The following is an 18700-nucleotide window of genomic DNA, read 5'->3' as shown; positions in this document are numbered from 1 at the left end:
GGAACTGACGTACTTGTTCGCGCTGGGCACGCCAGAGCCGAAGTGGTGTCCTGATGCAAGCGCACTTCACTCTTGCCGCCGGGAAGGAGGCCTCGATCGGCGCCAGCGTGAAAAGCCACGGTTTTCACATTTTTATCATTTCTTGGGCCGCGCCGCGCCACTTCCTCGTGTGAGATCCTCGCCGGACACCGGGGCGCCGCCATGATGTAGCTTGCCATGAGCCATCACGCAGATGCGGTTGCGCCCGGCGTGCTTGGCCGCGTACAGGGCTTTGTCGGCGTTTCCGAGCAGCACATCCGTGCTGCTGGTGCCCGCTTCCTTTTGCGCGATGCCGACGCTGATGCTGAGCTCGACCTGCTCGCCCTCACCGGCAACGAGACCCAGCGTTGCGATCGCACGCCGCAGCCGTTCGGCTGCCGTCATCGTCGAGCGCAGGTCGGAGCCTGAGCATACGACCAGGAATTCTTCACCGCCTATGCGGCACAGCGTGTCACTGCTGCGCGCCTCGCTACGCAGGCCGGCGCCCACCTGCTCAAGCACGCGGTCGCCGAAGGCATGCCCGTATCGGTCATTGATGCGTTTGAACCAGTCGATGTCAAGCATCATTACGCACAACGCCTCCCCCGAGCGGTTCGATGCACTCCAGGCCCGGGCCAGCGCCTCCATGCCGCCACGGCGATTCGGCAATCCGGTGAGCAGATCGGTTCGCGCGACCTGCTCGAGTTTGCGATTGCTGACCGCCAGCTCGGAGGCAATCTGCTTGAGCTGGACGCGATCGGTTTGCCACGCGTCGAGCAGGCCAAGGTAGCGGTGCGCCGCACGCATGGCCGCGCGCAGTCTGGCGTCACCGAGAGATTTGCACAGGCAGGTGTCGGCACCACTTTCGAACGCGGCGACGAAATTGCGTTCGTCCACGGTGGCGGTCATCACGATCAGATATACCGACTTACCCCAGTCGGTCGCACGCAATCGGCGGCAGAAGTCGTGGGCGCTCGCGCTCGGTGTGTCAGCGTCAACGACGACGACATGGGGCAGCATGGCGACCGCCATGCTCAAGCCCTCGTCGCCATCCCCGGCCAGATAGGTACGATAGCCGAAGGCCGATTGCAGCAAGGTGCTTATCGGGGTCACGCTGGTCGGGCATGCGGTGACCATCAGGACGCGCACCGAAGATGCGGCGCCGTCGGGCTCCGCGGCGACCGGTGGCGTCTCCGACATCCGTTCGAACGAGGGCAGCGAGGTCGCCGGGATCTCCAGCAATCTGGCCCACTGGTCCCACTCGGCAACGATACGGTCGAACATCGTCGCGGTACCGTCGGCGTCGATTTCGAAGCGCCCGCCGAGTCGTATCAGGGAACCTGCAAGCTGGCTTCGTGTCGCCTCCGCGGCGACGCCGAGATCAGCGAGGTGGTGCGCGGTGTGGAACAGCCAGGTCAGTCTGCTCGGTCTCGAAGCGTCAGAAAACTGGGACTCGTCGGGCGCGAGGTGGTAAAAGACCGGCTCGGCGAGCGCCTTGGGAATGCCGAAGTCCTCGAGCATCGCGAGGGTGCATTCGCGCCGATCGATACCGAAGGTCTCGCGCTCTGCCGCGAGCGGATCATGCGAGCCGGACTCGAGCAGCGCCGAGTACTCGACCGGAAAGGCGGTCGCCAATGCCAGCGAACCGATATTCGCCATCAGACCGCACGCGAACAAATCTTCTGGTGCGGCGACACGGGTCAGGCGGCCGAGTTCGCGCGCGGCCAGCGCCATGAGCAGGGAGTGCGACCAAAAGCTGCGATAGTCGAACGCCTTGCACGGCCCCTCCTTGAACTGGTCGACGAGCGAGAACCCCATCGCGAGCTGACCGACCGCCTTCATGCCGATGCGCAGCAGCGCCTCGTTGACGGCCGCTATTGGCCGATGCCCGCCGCCGCTAGTGTTGGCCAGCCGCAACAGGCGCCCCGACAAGGCGGGGTCGGTCTGGACCAGGCGGGCAATGTCGTCGATGGTGGTATCGTCTCGGCCGCACAGGTTCATGATGGCCAGCGCGACCCCCTTGGGGCTGGGCAACTGCCCGGCAAGCTTGATCTCTTCGAATCGCGGCATGGCGGTCGGTCCGCGACCTCAGGCGGCGGTCACGACGCGGTTGCGGCCACCGTGCTTGGCCTCGTACAACGCCTTGTCTGCGCGATCGAAGAGCGCCGCGACCGGCTCCTCGGGCGCTCGCATGGCGACGCCGACCGAGACTGTGAAGGGCGCGATCGCAAGCTTGTCTTGACGCCGGACAAGACGCAGCCGCGCGATGGCGGTGCGAACCTTCTCGGCCAGTGTGCGGGCCGTATCGCACGAAGCACCGGGCAGCACGATGACGAACTCCTCACCGCCGAAGCGGGCTGTCACCGCTTCGCCCGGGGCCACTTCGGCTATCGTCTCGGCGACCTTGCGGATCACGACGTCACCGACAGCGTGGCCGTAGGTGTCGTTGATCTTCTTGAAGTGGTCGATGTCCATGACCAGCATCGCCGCATCGGAATCGGGCGCGGAGTCGATCATGCGTGCGGTCTCGATCTCCATGCCGCGGCGGTTGAGGAGGCCGGTGAGCGGGTCGGTCATCGCCTCGCGGCGGTGCTTGTCGAGTTCGCTGCGCAGCAGTTGTGCCTCCAGCTCGGTGGCCTCGAGGTCTTTCTGAAGGGCCGCATTGCTCGCATTGGCCGCCGCGGTCGCCTGAAGCAGGTTCTGCGCCACCGTGCGCAGGCCTACCGGGTCCTGCGACTTGTCGAGCCGGGTGATATTTTCGGTGAGCGACGCCTGGAAGCCGGACGTGTTGCGGTCCGCGTTGCGCACATTGTCGAGCAGGACGCCGAGCAATTTGTCGATATCCTCGCCCATGCCACGAAAGCGGCGAAAAGATTCGCCCGCCACATGCTGCTCGTAAAGCTCGCGCACGACGAAATCATCAAGCGCCACGACTGACGCGAGCGCCTCGTCAATGGCACTGCCAAGCCCGGCGTTATCGCCCCCGAGGTAGTCGTGCGCAACCCAGTAATTGACCGGAGTGGGCGCGAGCCGGTGTTCAGCCAGAAACCCGAGGGCGCGTGCTCCGGGATCCGCGGCTGCGGTTTCGTTGGTTTGTGATAGGTTCATGCTAATTTCGGAGCTCGGGTCGGGCCCGTTGCGAGGGCAGATTGATTCGCAGGCGCCCTTGCACAACGCGGCTGGCGCGCGATTATAGACCCGTAATTCGACGCGGTCCATCCGGATGCCCGGCACTACATCGGGGACGATTTACCGCCCAGCGCCGTTTGCCCCGGCCGGCAGGCACCAAGCACCAACCGGTGGTCCGCGGGAAGATAATGTGCGCAATAATGCAGCGGCGTCGGACTCTGCATCCAGGTGGGCGATCGGCTCCAATGTCGGCGCCTCAAAATCGCCGATGTCCCGCAGGTTCAGCACCAGGACGACTGCCGGCGCCACAGTCGCACTCGCTGCCCAAGCGCGCCAGAAGCCGGCTCGCGTTCAAATCGAGGGGCGATATTCGTCCAGGTGCAGTTCGCTCGATAGACGCTTCCACGACTAAGCTTGTGCAAATGCTGCTCGAAAGGCTGTATGCGCGTGGTTCGTGACGATGATCACCTTGATTAGCGCGGCTCGTGGCGTTGAAGAAGCCCCAGCCGGTGTGACGCACGAGAGCGGGTATCATTAGCTACTAAGACGTGCCCTCGTAAACGAACATTGCTAGGCAATGACGTAGTGATGGATTGACCGCCACGATGGCACGTCCATGCCCGATCCACAATATTGACTTCAGTTGCTGCTGGCCACCCTGATTGCCTCCAAGAGACAGGCCGCCGAAGTGGTCGAGATCGTGACCGCAGTCAAGCTACTCGGCCGGTCGGAAAGAAGCTGGTACATTTGTTACCTTTCTCAGAGTGACGCTCATGCGGCCGATCCGATGCCTTCCCTTCCTGGTCCTGTCTTTCGTCCTTGCTGGGTGTGGTGAGCGTGTCGATCGAGAACCCGAGGTAGCAATCCCCACATCCCCGCCCCCCGTTGCCAAATTGCGGGTGGCGCTAGTCATGAAAACCCTGACCAATCCGTTTTTCATCGAAATGGAAAAGGGTGCGCGAAAGGCGGAGATCGAACTCGGTATTGAACTGATCGTTAAAACGGCAGCACAGGAAACTTCATTCGAGCAACAGGTTGTGATCGTCGAGGATCTTGTTCACAACAAACGGGTCGATGCGCTCGTGATCGCCCCTGCGAGTGCCTATCGGGCACCTCGAATAACCCGAGGTTTTCAGTAAATCCCGCCGCGCAATGATGACCGCGACCGAATTCGGTCCAATTCCTTTGGCAAACCACCGCGTTTCTCGGCGACGTTGCCCCGTTTTTGCCTCGAATCGCCCCGGGTATCGGCGATTCGGCCCATTTCGGGCGTCAGAAGGCCTCGATTCCGGCCTTCCGGAAGTAGACCAGCCGCTTCAAGTTGTAGCAGGCAGCCATCATCGTCATCGCAAAGTTCGCCCGCGCCTGGCCGATGGTACGCAGCAACTTGCCGCCCATCTGCTCGATGGCGGCAAAGACATGCTCGACCCGGGCGCGCGTTTTGGCGATGCGCTGGTTACGCCGCTGCTGGCACTCGGTCAGCGGCTTGTTGCGTTTGCCCTTCCTCTGGATCTGGTTACGGAAGCCGTTCTCTTTGAGCCAGGCTTCACGCGCCTCGGACGGGTAGCCCCGGTCGGCATAGACGTCCCGACTTGTGTTGCCCGCATCGAAGACGTCGTCGAAGTGCTGGCTGTCGTGCGTACTGGCCGTGTCGGTCTCGATTCGGCGAATGATCTTGTATTTCTTGTCGACGTTGATCGAGAGCTTGTAGCCGAAGTGGCTCGTGCCGTGCTTCTTGGTCCAGGTCGCGTCGAGGTCCTTCTGGCGGCGCTTCGCAGGCTTCCAGTCGGCGGGCATCGCACCGTGCTCGATCAGCGCCTTCTCGCCTCGGCTGTTGTGCTGCTTGGGGGCGGGGACCAAAGTGGCGTCGATGATCTGACCGCCGCGCGCGATGAAACCCTTCCTGAGCAACTGCTCCGAGACGCCATCGAACAGAGCCTTCGCCCCAGCTTCACCGATCCGGTTCTCGAAGGTCCACACCGTGGTGCGGTCCGGGACGTGGGTCGCGTTCGCCAGTCCGCAGAAGCGCTTGTAGCTCATCCGGTCGAGCAACTGGTACTCCATCTGCTCGTCGGACAGGTTGTACAGACGCTTGAGCACCAGGATCCGCACCATCGTCTCGGTCGGGTACGGCGGACGCCCGCCCTGCGCGCTCACCGGGCGCGGCGCCACCTCATCCACCTCGGCCGCCAACGACGCAAAGTCGATGTGCGACTCGATGTCGGCCAGTGGGTCGCCCAGCGCGTCGATCTTCTTGCGGTGATGCTCGTCAGCGAACAGGTCAGTCTTGATAGCGCTACGCGATTTCATCGGTGCAGGCTGCGGGGTTCAGGACGTCGTAATTTTACCGGGTATCCGTTTTCCGTGATTGATTTTCCTGCCTAAGCTCTCGATGTAATTACACCTGCAATCCGTGTTTTGCGATTGACGCGACTGCTATGTATTGCTATCATAAAACCGTTTTCAATGATTGATGGAGTGCGGCGACATGCCCCTTTTTGATGCGCTTGGTTTCCGATGGGACAGATCGGCAGTACCGACTTCCGTTCCGGCTCACTCGCTTGAGCGGGTCTGTTTCCGCTTCCACAAAATGCTGCCCGAGTTCGTCTGGGATGCTTCGGTGCTTGAAGGCAATCCCTTCACCTTCCCCGAGGTCAAGACCCTGCTGGATGGTGTGACTATCGGCGGACGGAAGATTTCAGATCAAGAGCAAATTCTGAACCTCGCGGAAAGCTCCAAGCGCCTGCTGTCGATGGTCAAGAGTGGTCAGTTTTCCCTCACCAAGACCGTGTTCATCGAACTGAACGGCATTGTCGCTCGCAAGGAAGCCTTGGAATGGGGATTGTTTCGTGGCGAAGGTCAAGAGACAAACTACACCCCGGATGTTGGCCTCGGCGAGCGTGGACGCTATACACCGCTGCCGACACTCCCCGGCGCACCGGAACTGAACCGAGTGTTCAGCGAAGGCGTGTCAGCACTGCAAGAGTGCGAACCATTTGAACGTGCAACGGCTTTCTTTCTGTTCGGCGCGTTGCAGCAATTCTTCTTCGACGGCAACAAGCGCACGTCGCGCTTCATGATGAACGGCGTCCTCATGTCTCACGGCATCGACGCCATCAGCGTGCCCGCTGCCAAGGCGCAGGAGTTCAACGAGAAGATGGTGCGCTTCTATCTCTCGAAGGACGCCACGGAGATGATGGATTTCCTCGCCGGGTGCCACCCGGATGCAGAGGCAATTCTTCCTCCACCAGAAGAGGATCGAGATCACGACAGCGGAATGGAGCCGTAACCATGCAATGGATCAAGTTGACCGACAGGATGCCGAACCTCGATGAGCATGATCGGGTGTTGATCTACACCGAAGGCTCTGACTTCAATGGAGAGCAGGTATTCGATGTGAAGGCGGAAACATTGAACGAGTGTTTCTATGCCGACCCCGAGGATCAACCAGAGGTGTGCAAGCATGCCACGCATTGGGCTGTGCACCCTCGTGACGCGGGACTGCATCCGACAAGGCAGCAAGACGATTTGCTGGCGCTGCTGGCAGACATCAAGCGCCTTGACGCCCAGAATCTTTCCCTCGATCTGCCGCAGGATATTCGTGCTCGCATCGAGCGCGCCTTGATTGGTTGGGGCGATCTGACCGCCGAGCAAAAAGCAACCGATGCCTTGCGCTCACTCATGGATGCCCTGCCTACCGGAACGCAAACGTCCATGACCGTGTTTCGGCCAGAGGTGAACGGCAAGAAGGCGGGCGCGGTTAAGGCATTTTTGATGGCCGACAACCCGGATGATCTGCGCTGCGCCCAGTGGGTCATTGCCAACGGATCGGCCAAGCGGAGAGACGGCGATGAGTGAAGCATTGGAGCGTGTCATCGCCGAGCAGCAGAAGGAAATCGACCGCCTGCGCTTGATGGAAAAGAACAACGCCGATCGTTGGCAACACGAAAACAAGTCGGTGGAGCGGATGGCGCTCGCGGCATTCAGCGTATTGAACCATCCCGAAAGCCCTGAATGTCATTTTGAACTCAAGCAGGCCGTCATGGCGATGGGGTTCTGCCCGCGTTGCGAATGGCGCCCTTGTGAATGCGAGTGTCAATATGACGACTGATGCCAAACTGACAAAAGAGCAAGAAGCGATGTTCCAGCCGGGCTGCTTCGTGGTCTTGCATCCTGACAGCAAACACCTGGACGCTGGCCGTGTGGGCAAGATCGTCAGTCGCAAGGGCGGCGAAATGCTGGTCGAATTCTTCTCGGATGAACTGATCGGTAAGACTGAGTACAGCACGATCCCGCTCGGCCACTGGGGGCCGGTGCCGGAGTTTTTTGTCGAGGAATATGAGCCTCGCGCCAAGAAACGCGGCTGGCGGGTTTCGGAGCGCGGCATGAAGATGTTTCGTGATCTTGGTTGGGGTTACACGGCGGCCACGGAGGGCAAGGCATGACCACCGAGCAGACCATTCAGGACGTGGCGATGATCGCTCGCAATGGAATTGATCGCGTGATCGAGCTTGAGCGGGAGAACAAACGGCTTGCGGAAGCCCTCGCTAATGCGAATGAACAGGCAGAGCGCTTCGAGCGTGAATGGTATTTGCGCGGCGATGAAATCGAGCGGCTACAAGAAGTATCGGATGAGATGTTTGCGGCGATGACGGCGGCGCTGTTGCTTGCCCCGCACTCCAGCGGAGCCTACGGCGTGCTGAATGAGGCAATCAAGAATATTCAGCCCAAGTGGATTCGCCACGGTGAGGTGACATCGTGAGCTTCGATGATTTCAGCGATCTGGTTGAGGCGCACTTGATGCAAGAACAGGAATGGACGGAGATTCAGGTAGCCGACTTCATCAGTCCGCGCACGCGGCGACTGATTCAGGCATATCAGGAAGGCGATTCGGTTGCTGCAACGGCATCCATCCTGCTGGCTGAACCGCCTGTACAACAGCACTGGGAATAACCATGACCAAACGATACTCCACCTGTCAGACAGTAGGCGAACTCCGCGAAGCGCTCAGCGGCATACCTGATGACGTGGCATTGTTCGGTGACGTGGAAGAAGATCGTTACGTTTCTGTCACTGTCGATCTTGATAAGGTAGCCGGAAATGCTGTTTGCCTGGAACCGGGGCCGCTTGTAGCAGAGGTGATGGACCGTCTCATCGACGCAAGTGGCGCGTATTGCAATGGCTACGAAGCTGCGCGCCGAAACATTCCTGAAAACGAAGCGGTCGCCGACGCGAGACGATCATATGGCGAGGCATTGGCAGAGCATTTCCAATTGGGATATGCAGAGTATCGCAACAAAGCGATTGATGGAAAAGCCTGACCATGCCAGCGAACATCCTCAATCTTCCCTGCTATAAGGTATTGAGCATCCAAGAGAACGAGCATGATTACCACATCGACGTTGAAACGCTGCACGCGCCAACGTCCTGCCCGCACTGCCAGTCGAGCAACCTCGTAGGCTTTGGTCGCCGGGAGCAAATGGTCAAAGACTTGCCTATGCACGGGCGGCGGGTCGGTCTATACATCGACACCCGACGCTATCAGTGCCGGGGTTGCGGCAAGACCTTCTATGAGGTGCTGCCCGAGATCGACGAGAAACGCTTGATGACCAAGCGGCTTGCCCAGTGGATGGGCAAGCAGGCCATTAAGCGCACCTTTGCCAGCATCGCAGAAGAGGTCGGTTGCACGGAGTTCACCGTCCGATCCGTGTTCAGCGACTATGTGAACGAGTTGGAAAAGACGATCCGATTCGAGACGCCGAAGTGGATGGGCATCGATGAAATCCATCTCATCAAGCCGCGTGGCGTGATCGCCAACATCCAGAACAACACCATCGTCGAGCTACTGCCGAACCGCAACAAGGATACCGTGGTGCACTTCCTGCACCACTTGGAAGGCAAGGAGCGCATCCAGTACGTCGCCATGGATATGTGGACGCCGTACCGCGATGCTGTCCGAGCGGTCATTCCGCAGGCCGAGATCGTGGTGGACAAGTTCCACGTCGTCCGTATGGCGAATGATGCGATGGAGCGTGTCAGAAAGAGCTTGCGCGAGTCCTTGACGCCAAAACAACGTCGCGGGTTGATGCACGACCGCTTCGTGTTGCTCAAGCGCGAGCGCGACCTGAACGACAAGGAACGGTTGAACCTTGACGGCTGGACGAAGAACTACCCGGAGCTTGGTGAAGCCTACCGACTCAAGGAGCAATTCTTCGGCATCTACGATGCCGCGTCACCAGACGAGGCACAAGCCAAGTTCATCCAGTGGCAGAAGAGCATTCCATCCGAGATTGCAGACGCCTTCGCTGACATCGAGCGGGCGTGGGGTAACTGGACAATGCCGATCCTCAATTACTTCAATCATCCCGTTACGAACGCCTACACCGAGAGTCTAAACAGCCTGATTCGCGTCATGAATCGTCTTGGCCGTGGTTACTCGTTCGAGGCGCTTCGAGCCAAGATTCTGTTCGCCGAGGGCGCTCATAAACACAAGCTGTCGCGGCCAAAGTTCGAGCGCAAGGAGCGCCGGCAGGTGGAACCGGAGCCGGTCATGATGTACGGACTACCCGGTAACTTCAAGAACTTCGAGATAGGGGAATCATTGGCTCGCATGGTGCCGAAACCGGCTCCCGAGCCGAAGCCCTATATCCCAAAATCAACCGATTCGGAAAAGCCGGAAAAGAACTACGGCGTCGATATTTCAACACTGATCCGCATGATCGAAAACGGTGAGCTATGAACCCGTTTCAATCACGAAAATCGGATAGCCATTTTACCAAGGGCGGGCGGAGCAGAGGTTTTTCGAGGCGCCCATAAGATACTGTTTATAAGCAGAGATTACGCGAAACACAGAATAACGAGGCAGAAGCAGCCGACAGCTTCCCGAGTCGAGGCGACCGACTTCGCATACAGACCGCTAGCATACCGCCTCGCCCGGATGGCCGCTATCCGGATTGGGTGGCCAGTGACGGCTCGTGGCCGATTGGGTGAGGTCACCAACGGCCGCTTTGTAGAGTTCCAGTTCGCAGAGACGGGATTTGGCTGAGCGGCCGCTCGGGAGCGAGCTGACTGGCCGGATTGGGTCGGAAGTGTGAATTCGCCAAATCGGCAAGCTGCCGTTGAACTTTTAGTGGCGCGAACAGCTAGTCAGGACTGATAGCCGTTTTAATAGTCAATCCCATCCTCACCGACGTCGCCAAAGATCCTCTGTTCATCCTCCGCCTCGACTCCCTGCCAGAAGATCACGACATCCATTCGCTGATTGGGCGCTAAGTAGATCCAGTGCTTGCAACGCGAGTCGATCAGCGAGAACAGCTCAGGATAGATGCCTTCCAAGAGGGGCGTTTCTCGCAGCTTCGCCTGAATCCCAACGTAAACGTGCAACGCCCGTTCTCGAAGATCGGGCGAGGCGATGACTTCCGACAGACCTGCCATCAGCACAGCTGCAACTAGCGCATCGAAGCTACCGAGCGCGATGAGTTGTCGAGCACTTTCATCGTCAAAGGGACGCTGACGGGGCACTTGCTCGTGTTCGCGCGGCTCCGCCTCAAACAGTAATGCCGTAACCGGCGGTTCGAGGGTGCGTAGCGCCTCCTCAAACTGCATTGCATCGAGCGGCTCCTTCTTCAGGTAGCGCCACAACGGGCTACGGAACCAGCGCGACGTGCCCGGGAATCGGGCTTGCGCCTGCTCGACAGCGTTGCGCGGTCCGGGCCGGTCATTGGGGACCCGTGTCCCTTTCTCGTAAGCGTCCCACTTCCTGGGGCGAGCGACGTCTGTGTCGCGTTTGCGGACGCGGTCCCCGTCGAGCGCCATCTCAATGGCGTATGCGGACGACAGGCCAGATATGTCCCGCAGCGCGCGAAACCAAAGTCGTGTCCGAAGGCGATCGACAGGCTGGGTGGTCGGGCGACCGCGCCCCTTTGGTCTGATGATTGTGTGCACAAGGCTTATCTGGAGTACAGAAAATCGAATTATCGGTTCGGGTGGAGAAAATGTGGACAGTCACGAACACTGCGTGACAAACGCATTGAGGTATTCGATGAACTCGCTGCCTGAACAGACCGAAGCACTGGCCCACTTGCGCAAGGAATTGCGCGAGACACTCCTGCGCCTTCACGGTCCTCTGCTGGGCGGCGAGCCCCTCGCGGCGGCACTAGGACATCGAAGCGTTGCATCACTTAGACAGGCACGGCGACGTGGTCAAGTAATGGTGCCGCTCTTCACTGTACCCAATCGCCGAGGGTGGTTTGCCTTGACGCTGGATGTCGCGGATTGGCTTTCTGCGACCCGAATGGGCGCATCCGCAGGAGGACGAATCTCTCCCAGTTAACTCGATTCTCCACCTCGTAGACGCGAACGCCCGAGGGGGCTGCCTCGGGCGTCGCGCCAGCATCGCTGCCGGTACAAGTGGGATCTTGTCCGATCAGTATGAGCTGCGCGTTCACGTTCGTCAATCATGCGACGAACTTGCGCGGACGGGGTGATTTTGTCTGGCCCGGTCAGCACCGCCGGTGCCATCCCATGAGGAGTTACCCCCTTGCGTCTGCCTATCCACCTACAGCGCGAGATCGCGCGTTTGCACTTCTACGATACCTCACAGTCCAACCGAGCCATCGCACGGTCAGTTGGTGTTTCCGCAAACACCGTGCGCGAAATGCGCCGAATTCTCAGAAAAAGCGACACCTTTGGTGCCGATCTTCATTCATTGGATGACGACGCCTGGTACGCGGTTCTGGGTACTGGCAACAAGAGCATCGCGCAACGCAAGAGAGCGCCAGATTGGGATTGGGTGCACGCCGAGATGCAGCGCCCCGACGCCACACTCGAGCAGCTGTGGCGGGAGTGGCGCAGTCAGTGCCCGGAGGGAATCGCCTACTCGCAATTCACTGCCGGTTACCGGGCGTGGGCGAAGCGACAACATATCGTGATGCGTCAGGCCCATCGCCCGGGTGAGAAGTTGTTCGTCGATTTCGCCGGCCGTACAGTCGAGATCAGGGATCGAAGCGGCGGTCCCTCGATCTATGCGCAAATCTTCGTTGCCGTGCTTGGCTACTCGAACCTGACCTACCTGCAGGCAGTCGCCTCGCAGAAAACCCCTGATTGGGTGAGATGCCATGTCGATTGCTTTGCGGCAATGGGGGGCGTGCCGGCCTGGGTTGTGCCGGACAACCTGAAGGCGGCTGTCTGGCGGCGTGAGAAGGATCGCGTCGTTATCAACCCGGCCTACCGGGAGTGCCTGCAGCACTACAACACCGCTGCACTACCAGCTCGTGTCAGGAAGGCGAAAGACAAGGCGAAGGCCGAGGTCGGTGTGCAGATCGCACAGCGTTGGGTGTTGTTCGCACTTCGCGACCGAACATTCTTTAGCCTCGATGAACTGAATGACGCCCTCAGGAGGCTCGTGGTAACGCTGAACGCTCATCCCTTCAAGAAGATGTCAGGCTCCCGCATCGAACGATTTGAGAAAACCGAGCGTTCGACTTTGAAGCGCCTGCCGCCCATTCCCTTCGAGTTATGCGATTGGCGATATGGGGTGCGGGCTGGCGACGATTACCATGTCGAACATGCGCGGAGCTTCTACTCCGTGCCGTCGGAGTTGCGCGGACAGCGTGTCGATCTGCGTTACACCGGATCGATGCTCGAGGTCATGCATCGCGGCCAGCGCGTTGCCTTGCACGCATTGGCACAATGCGAAGGCACAGTCCAGACGTTGCCTGAGCATCGTCCGATAGCGCATGTCCGCGTGCTTGAGGGCGAACCGAGGGCACTCATGCTATGGGCCGAGTCGGTAGGGGAAGGCTCGGCGGCAATGATTCGCCATCACCTGGAAAACCGATCCGATGCCGTCAATGGTCTGAAAGCAGCCCGGCGGATGCGCGATCTGGCTCGTATCCACGGCGACCAACGCTTCGAAGAGGCGTGTGCATATGCGCTATCGCTCAACATTACGGCATTGCGCAGCCTCGATTCCATTCTCAAGCAGGCACCCGACAAACGCGCCCACTCTGTCAGCGGCACGGCGCCGAGGCCAGCCCACGACAATGTGCGGGGTGCGAGCTACTTTGGAGAAAACACATGAGCGGCGTCCATCAAACCATCTCCCGCCTACGTGAATTGCGATTGACGTCGATGGCCGAAGCGTATTCGGTCCAGTTGCAGCAGCCGAAGCTTCACCAACTCTCTTTCGATGACCGATTCGGGTTGCTTGTCGAGCATGAAGCCTCTGAACGTGACTCGAAGAAATTGAAGCGGCTCGTGCGGAGTGCAGGATTCCCTGAATCCGCATCGCTCGAAGACGCCGATTACCGAGCTTCGCGAGATATCGACAAAGGGTTCATCGCCTCGCTGGCCAGTTGCGAATGGATTCGACAGCAGCTTAACTTGATCGTCCTTGGCGCAACGGGGGTCGGAAAGACATGGCTTGCATGTGCCTTCGGTTCTCAGGCTTGCCGACAGCGTTTACCCGCTACGTTCTTCCGGGCGAGCGATCTTTATCAAGAGATCGCAGTTGCCAGCCATGACGGTTCGTTGCCTAAGCTCAAGGCCGGTCTGATTAAACCGAGTTTGCTTATCATCGACGACTTCGGTCTGAGCGAGATTTCTTCGCAAGCTGCGCAGGTGTTGCTGGATGTGGTGGATCGGCGGATGCGTACCGGATCCTTGCTGATCACAAGCCAGTTCACAACAGACCAGTGGCATGGGTTCTTCCCCGATCCGACCTTGGCAGACGCAATCCTTGACCGCGTGGTGCATCAGGCGCACCGGATTACGCTCAAGGGTGAATCCATGCGCAAGCTTCAGGCAAAGCGGAAGATGCCCCCCGCGTGATCATGTCGCTGGAACGATGAGCGTGACGTCAGCTTAGCGGTCACGGTGCCGTCCTGGTGCTCACGAGCACCGGGACGACTGATCAGTACGAATCGGAACTGGTGATCACGTCGAACTGGACTGACCGGTCACGAACGATCGGAATACGCATGCTCCCAAGCGAACACGATATTCACGACCAGCGCGTTCGGTTCAACCCAGAAAACTCGCTTGTCTCCGAGCGACGCTCCAGTTACCGGCGCCTTATGGAATATCCCTTTCCCGTGGGAACGAATGCCAATCTGGCGGTATTCGCCGGAAGATACGACGTCGACAGGCCGCGATACTTTGCGCAGAACGTTTTTTATCTGGAACGGCTTCCATTCATCCTCGAACCCGGCGAACCGGAGCTTCGGCTTCCTCATCCGATCGTCCTCCTACGCCTTGAACGGGGGGTGATGCCGAGCTCGCGGCAGAAGGCGGCGATCGTCTCGTCCGTCTTGCGGCTTTCCTCTTCGAGCTTGGTCAGTTCGGCAGCGACCGCCTCGAGGTCGATCGGCTCCTCTGCCTCGAAGGTCTCCACGTAGCGTGGAATGTTGAGGTTGTAGTCGTTCTCCGCGATCTCCTTCAGGCTGGCGACCCGGCTGTACTTTTCCTCGTCCTTGCGCGCCTTATACGCCGCGATGATCTTCTTGATATGTTCGGGACGCATGACGTTTTGCGTCTTCACTTTGTCGAAGTGCTGGCTCGCGTCGACGAAGAGCACATCATCGGGATTCTTCCGGCAGCGTTTGAAGACGAGTACGCACGTCGGAATGCCCGTGCCGTAGAAGATATTCGCCGGCAGGCCGATGACTGCGTCGAGGCAGTTCATCTTCTCGATCAGGTAACGCCGGATCACGCCCTCGGCCGCGCCGCGGAAAAGCACGCCGTGGGGGAGGACTACAGCCATGGTGCCGTCATCCGCCAAGTGCGACAGCATGTGCTGAACGAAGGCGAAATCCGCCTTCTTCGCCGGCGCGAGCCTCCCATACTGGCTGAACCGGTCGTCGTTCATGAAGAGCGGGCTCGCGCTCCAATGGGCCGAGAACGGGGGATTGGCGACGATCGCCTGGAACTGGAGCCCGAGGTGCTGCGGGTGTTCCAGGGTGTCCTCCTGCCTGATGTCGAAGTCGCTGTAGTGGACCCCGTGGAGGATCATGTTCATCCGCGCCAAGTTGTACGTGGTGCGGTTCAGTTCTTGGCCGTAGATCTTGTCGACGCCGTGGGCCTCACGTTTCACGCGCAGCAGCAACGATCCGCTGCCGCACGTCGGGTCGTACGCGCTTTTCAGCTTCGTCCTCCCGATCGTCACGAGCTTCGCGAGCAGGGTGGAAACGGGTTGCGGGGTGTAGAACTCCCCGGCCTTCTTCCCGGCGCCAGCGGCGAATTCGCCGATCAGGTACTCGTAGGCGTCGCCGAGCACGTCGGCGTTCGTGTCGGAGAGGTTGAAGTCGATCTTGTCGAGGTGGGAGAGGACCTTCGCGACCAGGTCGTTCTTGGCCTTCTCGGTGGCGCCAAGCTTCGAGGAGGTGAGGTCGAGGTCCTCGAACAGGTTGCTGAAGTCGTCGGCGCTGTCGGTGCCTAGGGTGCTCTGTTCGATGTTCTTCAGGATCCTGGCGAGGTCGCCGAGGATGAAATTGAAGCTCTCGCCATTCCCGCCGGCGTCGAGCCGGTTGGTTCCGCGCTGGGCGAGCGAATGGAAGAGCTCCGACGGCTTCAGGAAGTACCCGAGCTCCTGCACGGCCGCTTCGCGGACGGCCTCGACCATGGCAAGACCTTCCTCGGTCGCCTCGTCGAGGTCCGTGAACTTCAGTTTGTCCGCCTCGAGAACTTCGTCCCCAAACCTGGCGATCTTCTCGGAAAGGTATTTGTAGAAGATGAACCCCAGGATGTAGTCCCGGAACTCGTCGGCGTTCATCTTCCCCCGGAGGGCGTTGGCGATGTTCCAGAGCTGCTGCTGGAGTTGCCGGCGTTGTTCTTCTGACATTGTCGCTCGTACGAAAAGGTAAATGAGGTCGGGCTGCAGCCCGACCCTATCGGTGTTGGAAAGCGTCCGGGCAGAGGCAGAGGCCAGCTTGTGATCCCCGGAGAGCTAGTACCCGGCCTCTTTCTGATGCCGGAATGCCAAGACATACACCGCATCAACGGTCGGTTCATGCCGATACAGTGCGAGATAGCCGGAGTCCCCGAAGGCAATCACTAACTCGCGCAGTTCAGGCATGTCAGGAAACGGTCTGCCAATGTCGGGAGCTGTTTCCAGCAGCCGCAATTGCCGCTCGATCGCCTGACCCGCCCGCCGAGCGGCTTCAGGTGCTTTGGTGGCCAGGAACTCGCGGCATCGCTCCAAGCCTTCCGCTGCGCCTGCGGTAACGATTACGTGTGGCACGCAGGCACCGTCGTCTCGTCTTCGGTGCCCCAGGTGTTCAACCAGGTGCGAACTTCCTGCCCTGTCAGGTGCTGGCCTGTTTCTTGATAGGCCACCCACGATGCCAAGGCTTCCTGTTTGAAGCGTTCACGGGCTTCCTCACGCTCGACGTACTGCTGGATCGCTTCAAGCATGATCCAGTGTGCCGAGCGGCGGCGCTGACCGGCGAGTTGCTGGACGCGACCTTTCAACGCGTCGTCAATCTTGAGCGAGGTTGCCATGACTCTTCTCTTATCGCGAAGTAATACCGAAGGATACTCCGGTTCCTCCTGCTCTGCCCTGTCCGTCAAACGATCATTAGACCGTCAAGCTGGACAATGTCCGATAACGTGCTTGATCAACGCGTTCGCGGACAACAAGGTAGACGGACGGGATAGCGGACAAGAGGGCGGGCAATGGCACTGACGAAAGCCCACGCTCGGGTAACGGCCGCGTGGATGATCGCCAAGCCGTGCCGTACACCGGGCCAGGTCTCGGTCAATGTGCCCGGAGCCTCCGCGCAGCGCACGTTGCGACTCTTCACCTTGGCGCCCCGGCATGTCCCCTGCGAGATTGTGCTGGTTCGCGCACCACTCCAGAACTTCGCTGGCCATGTCGAGGGGGTCGTGTCCGGCACTGACGTGCCAGGTGCCGCGCGGATAATGGCCGACGCCGATGATGCGCCCGAGGTCGCCCTCGGCGATGCCCGGCGCGGTTTTCCGACCAGATGCCCCATGGGTAGTCGCAGGACGCATCGCCGCCGCTGGCCGCCAGTTGTCATTCCCACTCCAGCGGCAGGCGGATCTCCCATCCGGCCGGTCGTTCTATCGCAAGGCGGACCGACAGCCAGCGGCTGAAGGCGAACGCGTAGAACCATGACACGCGCCTGGCCGGGCGGTTGGAGAATTGAGGGTAGCGATTCTGGGGGGAATGGCGGCCGGCACCTAGTCGGACCACCAACGCGGATCATCGTAACCGTCGTCCGCATCGAGGGGGCCTGGAACTGCCGCCAGGTCACCGGGTAACGCGCAATGCGGAAGGGCGCGACGGCGAGGCGCGCCATCGCCTGACGGTCCTCGGCGATGTCGTGCCAGACAATGTCCGGTGTGCCGTCATGCACGCCGATGCCCGATCGGGGGTCTCCAATGGTGGCCAGGCGTTCGCCGATCTTGGCCCGTCGAGAATGATCAAGCTCGTCGTTGTCGAGTTCGTCGATGAGCCGCAGCGCCTCGGGTCGCAGGAAGCTGCGCAAGGGGTCTGTCTCGTTGTCCCAGGTGCGGCCGAGCCGGGTCAGCGCCTGATAGGCGAGCGTCTGTGCCTCGGCAGGCCAGGGCTGGTGCAAGGGCGTGCCCGAATCGGCCTGCCAGGCCTCGGCCTCCGCCTGCATGTGGCGCAGCAGTTGTAGCGATTCGCCGTGCTTGTGGAGCCGCGTCGAGAGCGTCGGGTTCCCTTCCTCCAATACGACGTGAGGCCGTCCGGATCATCCGCACGGCCTCGCATCAGGCCAGGAGACGGCGCTTCAGCCCCTCGCACGTTGCGGTATTAAGCATCCGACTTGTCGGACGGGCCCTTAACCCTCGTGGTCAGCGCAGGGACTCCGGCTTCGGCGGCCTGCCTGGCGGCTTGGGAGGCATTGCCGATCAGTTCGTTGGCGGTCTCGACCGAAGACCTGATCGTGGCGAACACGGCGTCGGAACCCGCCGGCGCCGACTTGGCAACCTGCTCAAGCGCGACCATGAAGGCCTTGTTCAGTTCGTCGAACTGGCTTTCGAACAGTCTGTTGAAATCCTGCTGCCCATGGGCGGCGATCTCATAGACGCCGCGCGTGTAGCCCACCGTCTTGTCGATCATCGGCTCAGCCAGCTTGACCTGCAGATCGGGGAGGTTCTGCGCGTCCCGCAACGCCATCAGGGTCCTCGTCGCCGCAACGCCGTCTTCCATCATGGCGCAGGCGGTGTTGACGTTCAGGGCGTTCAGGTGGTCGGCACGGGAGAACATGCTGTTGGCGATGGCAACGAGATTCTCCAGGTGGGTCTTGTTGAGGTTCGCGAACCGCTCGGGGGTGATGAACGGGGTCATGACGGTCTTCCTTCCATGGGCGCAACGAACGTGGGTTGAGACTCCGAGCGGCAATGGAGCGTTGTCGCTTGCGCAGTATTGCAATGCAACATTTCAGACATTGTATTCACCCCGGGTCTGCGCCCCAATCAACTCGTGCGCTGCAAGCCCCCGGCGCGCGATGCCCGCCGGTCGCAGAAGGTGCAGCCTCGATGGCGTACCCATGCCTGGCACTGGTGT

The 18700-nt window shown here is 60.3% G+C and carries 22 protein-coding genes; 12 read left to right on the top strand and 10 right to left on the bottom strand.

The features are described from left to right. Positions 1-135: 135 nt before the first annotated feature. Positions 136-2088, bottom strand: coding sequence for a GGDEF domain-containing response regulator (locus CCZ27_RS22700; protein WP_096453001.1), 1953 nt, complete (start codon positions 2086-2088; stop codon positions 136-138). Between the two features lie 18 nt (positions 2089-2106). Beyond that, positions 2107-3126 carry a GGDEF domain-containing protein gene (locus CCZ27_RS22695; protein WP_157748698.1) on the bottom strand — a complete coding sequence of 340 codons (1020 nt, stop codon included), beginning with the start codon at positions 3124-3126 and terminating at the stop codon, positions 2107-2109. Between the two features lie 794 nt (positions 3127-3920). Here CCZ27_RS22695 and CCZ27_RS24595 point away from each other — a divergent pair. Further along, positions 3921-4286, top strand: coding sequence for a substrate-binding domain-containing protein (locus tag CCZ27_RS24595; RefSeq protein ID WP_096452997.1), 366 nt, complete (start codon positions 3921-3923; stop codon positions 4284-4286). A 133-nt stretch (positions 4287-4419) separates the two neighbouring features. Here CCZ27_RS24595 and CCZ27_RS22685 read toward each other — a convergent pair whose 3' ends face one another. Then, a complete protein-coding gene (locus CCZ27_RS22685; protein WP_096452995.1) occupies positions 4420-5457 on the bottom strand; it encodes an IS5 family transposase in 1038 nt (345 codons plus the stop codon). Positions 5458-5635: 178 nt separating this feature from the next. Here CCZ27_RS22685 and CCZ27_RS22680 point away from each other — a divergent pair, with 178 nt between their 5' ends. The 8 genes from CCZ27_RS22680 to CCZ27_RS22650 are packed head-to-tail and all read left to right on the top strand — an operon-like array spanning position 5636 to position 9886. Next, entirely contained in the window at positions 5636-6436 is an 801-nt protein-coding gene (locus CCZ27_RS22680; protein ID WP_096453144.1) for a Fic family protein, read from the top strand. Between the two features lie 2 nt (positions 6437-6438). Next, the gene (locus CCZ27_RS22675; RefSeq protein ID WP_096452993.1) at positions 6439-7005 is read left to right on the top strand and encodes a DUF551 domain-containing protein; all 567 of its coding nucleotides are present in this window, start codon (positions 6439-6441) and stop codon (positions 7003-7005) included. Continuing rightward, entirely contained in the window at positions 6998-7258 is a 261-nt protein-coding gene (locus CCZ27_RS22670) for a hypothetical protein (protein ID WP_157748697.1), read from the top strand. Before CCZ27_RS22675 ends, CCZ27_RS22670 begins: the two co-directional genes overlap by 8 nt. Then, on the top strand, positions 7248-7592 hold the full coding sequence (locus CCZ27_RS22665; protein ID WP_157748696.1) for a hypothetical protein: 345 nt from the start codon (positions 7248-7250) through the stop codon (positions 7590-7592). The genes CCZ27_RS22670 and CCZ27_RS22665 overlap by 11 nt, the downstream gene beginning before the upstream one ends. Next, entirely contained in the window at positions 7589-7909 is a 321-nt protein-coding gene (locus tag CCZ27_RS22660) for a hypothetical protein (RefSeq protein WP_096452987.1), read from the top strand. The genes CCZ27_RS22665 and CCZ27_RS22660 overlap by 4 nt, the downstream gene beginning before the upstream one ends. Beyond that, positions 7906-8100, top strand: coding sequence for a hypothetical protein (locus CCZ27_RS22655; protein ID WP_096452985.1), 195 nt, complete (start codon positions 7906-7908; stop codon positions 8098-8100). The genes CCZ27_RS22660 and CCZ27_RS22655 overlap by 4 nt, the downstream gene beginning before the upstream one ends. A gap of 2 nt (positions 8101-8102) precedes the next feature. Beyond that, positions 8103-8468 carry a hypothetical protein gene (locus tag CCZ27_RS23835; protein WP_157748695.1) on the top strand — a complete coding sequence of 122 codons (366 nt, stop codon included), beginning with the start codon at positions 8103-8105 and terminating at the stop codon, positions 8466-8468. A 2-nt stretch (positions 8469-8470) separates the two neighbouring features. Next, positions 8471-9886, top strand: coding sequence for an ISL3 family transposase (locus CCZ27_RS22650; RefSeq protein ID WP_096452983.1), 1416 nt, complete (start codon positions 8471-8473; stop codon positions 9884-9886). 425 nt (positions 9887-10311) lie between these two features. On the opposite strand, the gene CCZ27_RS22645 is transcribed toward CCZ27_RS22650, so the two are convergent. Continuing rightward, positions 10312-10962: a hypothetical protein gene (locus CCZ27_RS22645; RefSeq protein WP_002943440.1), complete on the bottom strand. Its 651-nt coding sequence runs from the start codon at positions 10960-10962 to the stop codon at positions 10312-10314. Positions 10963-11686: 724 nt separating this feature from the next. On the opposite strand from CCZ27_RS22645, the gene istA reads away from it, so the two are divergent. Both istA and istB read left to right on the top strand, forming a co-directional pair. Then, a complete protein-coding gene (gene istA / locus CCZ27_RS22635) occupies positions 11687-13228 on the top strand; it encodes an IS21 family transposase (protein WP_096452981.1) in 1542 nt (513 codons plus the stop codon). Continuing rightward, a complete protein-coding gene (gene istB / locus CCZ27_RS22630) occupies positions 13225-13977 on the top strand; it encodes an IS21-like element helper ATPase IstB (RefSeq protein ID WP_096452979.1) in 753 nt (250 codons plus the stop codon). Before istA ends, istB begins: the two co-directional genes overlap by 4 nt. A gap of 128 nt (positions 13978-14105) precedes the next feature. Here istB and CCZ27_RS23830 read toward each other — a convergent pair whose 3' ends face one another. The 5 genes from CCZ27_RS23830 to CCZ27_RS24810 form a co-directional block, all read right to left on the bottom strand. Continuing rightward, the gene (locus CCZ27_RS23830; RefSeq protein ID WP_157748694.1) at positions 14106-14381 is read right to left on the bottom strand and encodes a hypothetical protein; all 276 of its coding nucleotides are present in this window, start codon (positions 14379-14381) and stop codon (positions 14106-14108) included. After that, positions 14378-15985 (bottom strand): type I restriction-modification system subunit M, encoded by a 1608-nt coding sequence (locus tag CCZ27_RS22625; RefSeq protein WP_096452977.1) that lies wholly within the window; start codon positions 15983-15985, stop codon positions 14378-14380. Before CCZ27_RS22625 ends, CCZ27_RS23830 begins: the two co-directional genes overlap by 4 nt. A 105-nt stretch (positions 15986-16090) precedes the next feature. After that, entirely contained in the window at positions 16091-16384 is a 294-nt protein-coding gene (locus CCZ27_RS22620; protein WP_096452975.1) for a type II toxin-antitoxin system RelE/ParE family toxin, read from the bottom strand. Further along, complete coding sequence (locus CCZ27_RS22615) at positions 16372-16644, bottom strand: CopG family ribbon-helix-helix protein (RefSeq protein ID WP_096452973.1); 273 nt, start codon at positions 16642-16644, stop codon at positions 16372-16374. The genes CCZ27_RS22620 and CCZ27_RS22615 overlap by 13 nt, the downstream gene beginning before the upstream one ends. Before the next feature lie 84 nt (positions 16645-16728). Next, positions 16729-17157 carry an SUMF1/EgtB/PvdO family nonheme iron enzyme gene (locus CCZ27_RS24810; protein ID WP_157748693.1) on the bottom strand — a complete coding sequence of 143 codons (429 nt, stop codon included), beginning with the start codon at positions 17155-17157 and terminating at the stop codon, positions 16729-16731. A gap of 359 nt (positions 17158-17516) precedes the next feature. Here CCZ27_RS24810 and CCZ27_RS22610 point away from each other — a divergent pair, with 359 nt between their 5' ends. Beyond that, positions 17517-17807 carry a hypothetical protein gene (locus tag CCZ27_RS22610; protein WP_157748692.1) on the top strand — a complete coding sequence of 97 codons (291 nt, stop codon included), beginning with the start codon at positions 17517-17519 and terminating at the stop codon, positions 17805-17807. Positions 17808-17944: 137 nt separating this feature from the next. Here the strand turns inward: CCZ27_RS22610 and CCZ27_RS22605 are convergent, their stop codons facing one another. Continuing rightward, a complete protein-coding gene (locus CCZ27_RS22605; RefSeq protein ID WP_096452969.1) occupies positions 17945-18481 on the bottom strand; it encodes a phasin family protein in 537 nt (178 codons plus the stop codon). Positions 18482-18700 lie beyond the last annotated feature (219 nt).

This window comes from Thauera sp. K11 (assembly GCF_002354895.1).
Classification (GTDB): domain Bacteria; phylum Pseudomonadota; class Gammaproteobacteria; order Burkholderiales; family Rhodocyclaceae; genus Thauera; species Thauera sinica.
This window is presented reverse-complemented; position numbering and strand designations above follow the sequence as displayed.

Excerpts from the sequence above, each read along its gene's own strand:
- CCZ27_RS24810 (WP_157748693.1), bottom strand. The coding sequence starts at position 17,157 with ATGCGTCCTGCGACTACCCATGGGGCATCTGGTCGGAAAACCGCGCCG.
- CCZ27_RS22625 (WP_096452977.1), bottom strand. The coding sequence starts at position 15,985 with ATGTCAGAAGAACAACGCCGGCAACTCCAGCAGCAGCTCTGGAACATC.
- CCZ27_RS22615 (WP_096452973.1), bottom strand. The coding sequence starts at position 16,644 with ATGGCAACCTCGCTCAAGATTGACGACGCGTTGAAAGGTCGCGTCCAG.
- CCZ27_RS24595 (WP_096452997.1), top strand. The coding sequence starts at position 3,921 with ATGCGGCCGATCCGATGCCTTCCCTTCCTGGTCCTGTCTTTCGTCCTT.
- CCZ27_RS22675 (WP_096452993.1), top strand. The coding sequence starts at position 6,439 with ATGCAATGGATCAAGTTGACCGACAGGATGCCGAACCTCGATGAGCAT.
- CCZ27_RS22670 (WP_157748697.1), top strand. The coding sequence starts at position 6,998 with ATGAGTGAAGCATTGGAGCGTGTCATCGCCGAGCAGCAGAAGGAAATC.
- CCZ27_RS22650 (WP_096452983.1), top strand. The coding sequence starts at position 8,471 with ATGCCAGCGAACATCCTCAATCTTCCCTGCTATAAGGTATTGAGCATC.
- CCZ27_RS22660 (WP_096452987.1), top strand. The coding sequence starts at position 7,589 with ATGACCACCGAGCAGACCATTCAGGACGTGGCGATGATCGCTCGCAAT.
- CCZ27_RS22610 (WP_157748692.1), top strand. The coding sequence starts at position 17,517 with ATGCACGCCGATGCCCGATCGGGGGTCTCCAATGGTGGCCAGGCGTTC.
- CCZ27_RS22700 (WP_096453001.1), bottom strand. The coding sequence starts at position 2,088 with ATGCCGCGATTCGAAGAGATCAAGCTTGCCGGGCAGTTGCCCAGCCCC.
- CCZ27_RS23830 (WP_157748694.1), bottom strand. The coding sequence starts at position 14,381 with ATGAGGAAGCCGAAGCTCCGGTTCGCCGGGTTCGAGGATGAATGGAAG.
- CCZ27_RS22665 (WP_157748696.1), top strand. The coding sequence starts at position 7,248 with ATGACGACTGATGCCAAACTGACAAAAGAGCAAGAAGCGATGTTCCAG.
- istB (WP_096452979.1), top strand. The coding sequence starts at position 13,225 with ATGAGCGGCGTCCATCAAACCATCTCCCGCCTACGTGAATTGCGATTG.
- CCZ27_RS22695 (WP_157748698.1), bottom strand. The coding sequence starts at position 3,126 with ATGAACCTATCACAAACCAACGAAACCGCAGCCGCGGATCCCGGAGCA.
- CCZ27_RS22685 (WP_096452995.1), bottom strand. The coding sequence starts at position 5,457 with ATGAAATCGCGTAGCGCTATCAAGACTGACCTGTTCGCTGACGAGCAT.
- CCZ27_RS22605 (WP_096452969.1), bottom strand. The coding sequence starts at position 18,481 with ATGACCCCGTTCATCACCCCCGAGCGGTTCGCGAACCTCAACAAGACC.
- CCZ27_RS22680 (WP_096453144.1), top strand. The coding sequence starts at position 5,636 with ATGCCCCTTTTTGATGCGCTTGGTTTCCGATGGGACAGATCGGCAGTA.
- CCZ27_RS22645 (WP_002943440.1), bottom strand. The coding sequence starts at position 10,962 with ATGGCGCTCGACGGGGACCGCGTCCGCAAACGCGACACAGACGTCGCT.
- CCZ27_RS23835 (WP_157748695.1), top strand. The coding sequence starts at position 8,103 with ATGACCAAACGATACTCCACCTGTCAGACAGTAGGCGAACTCCGCGAA.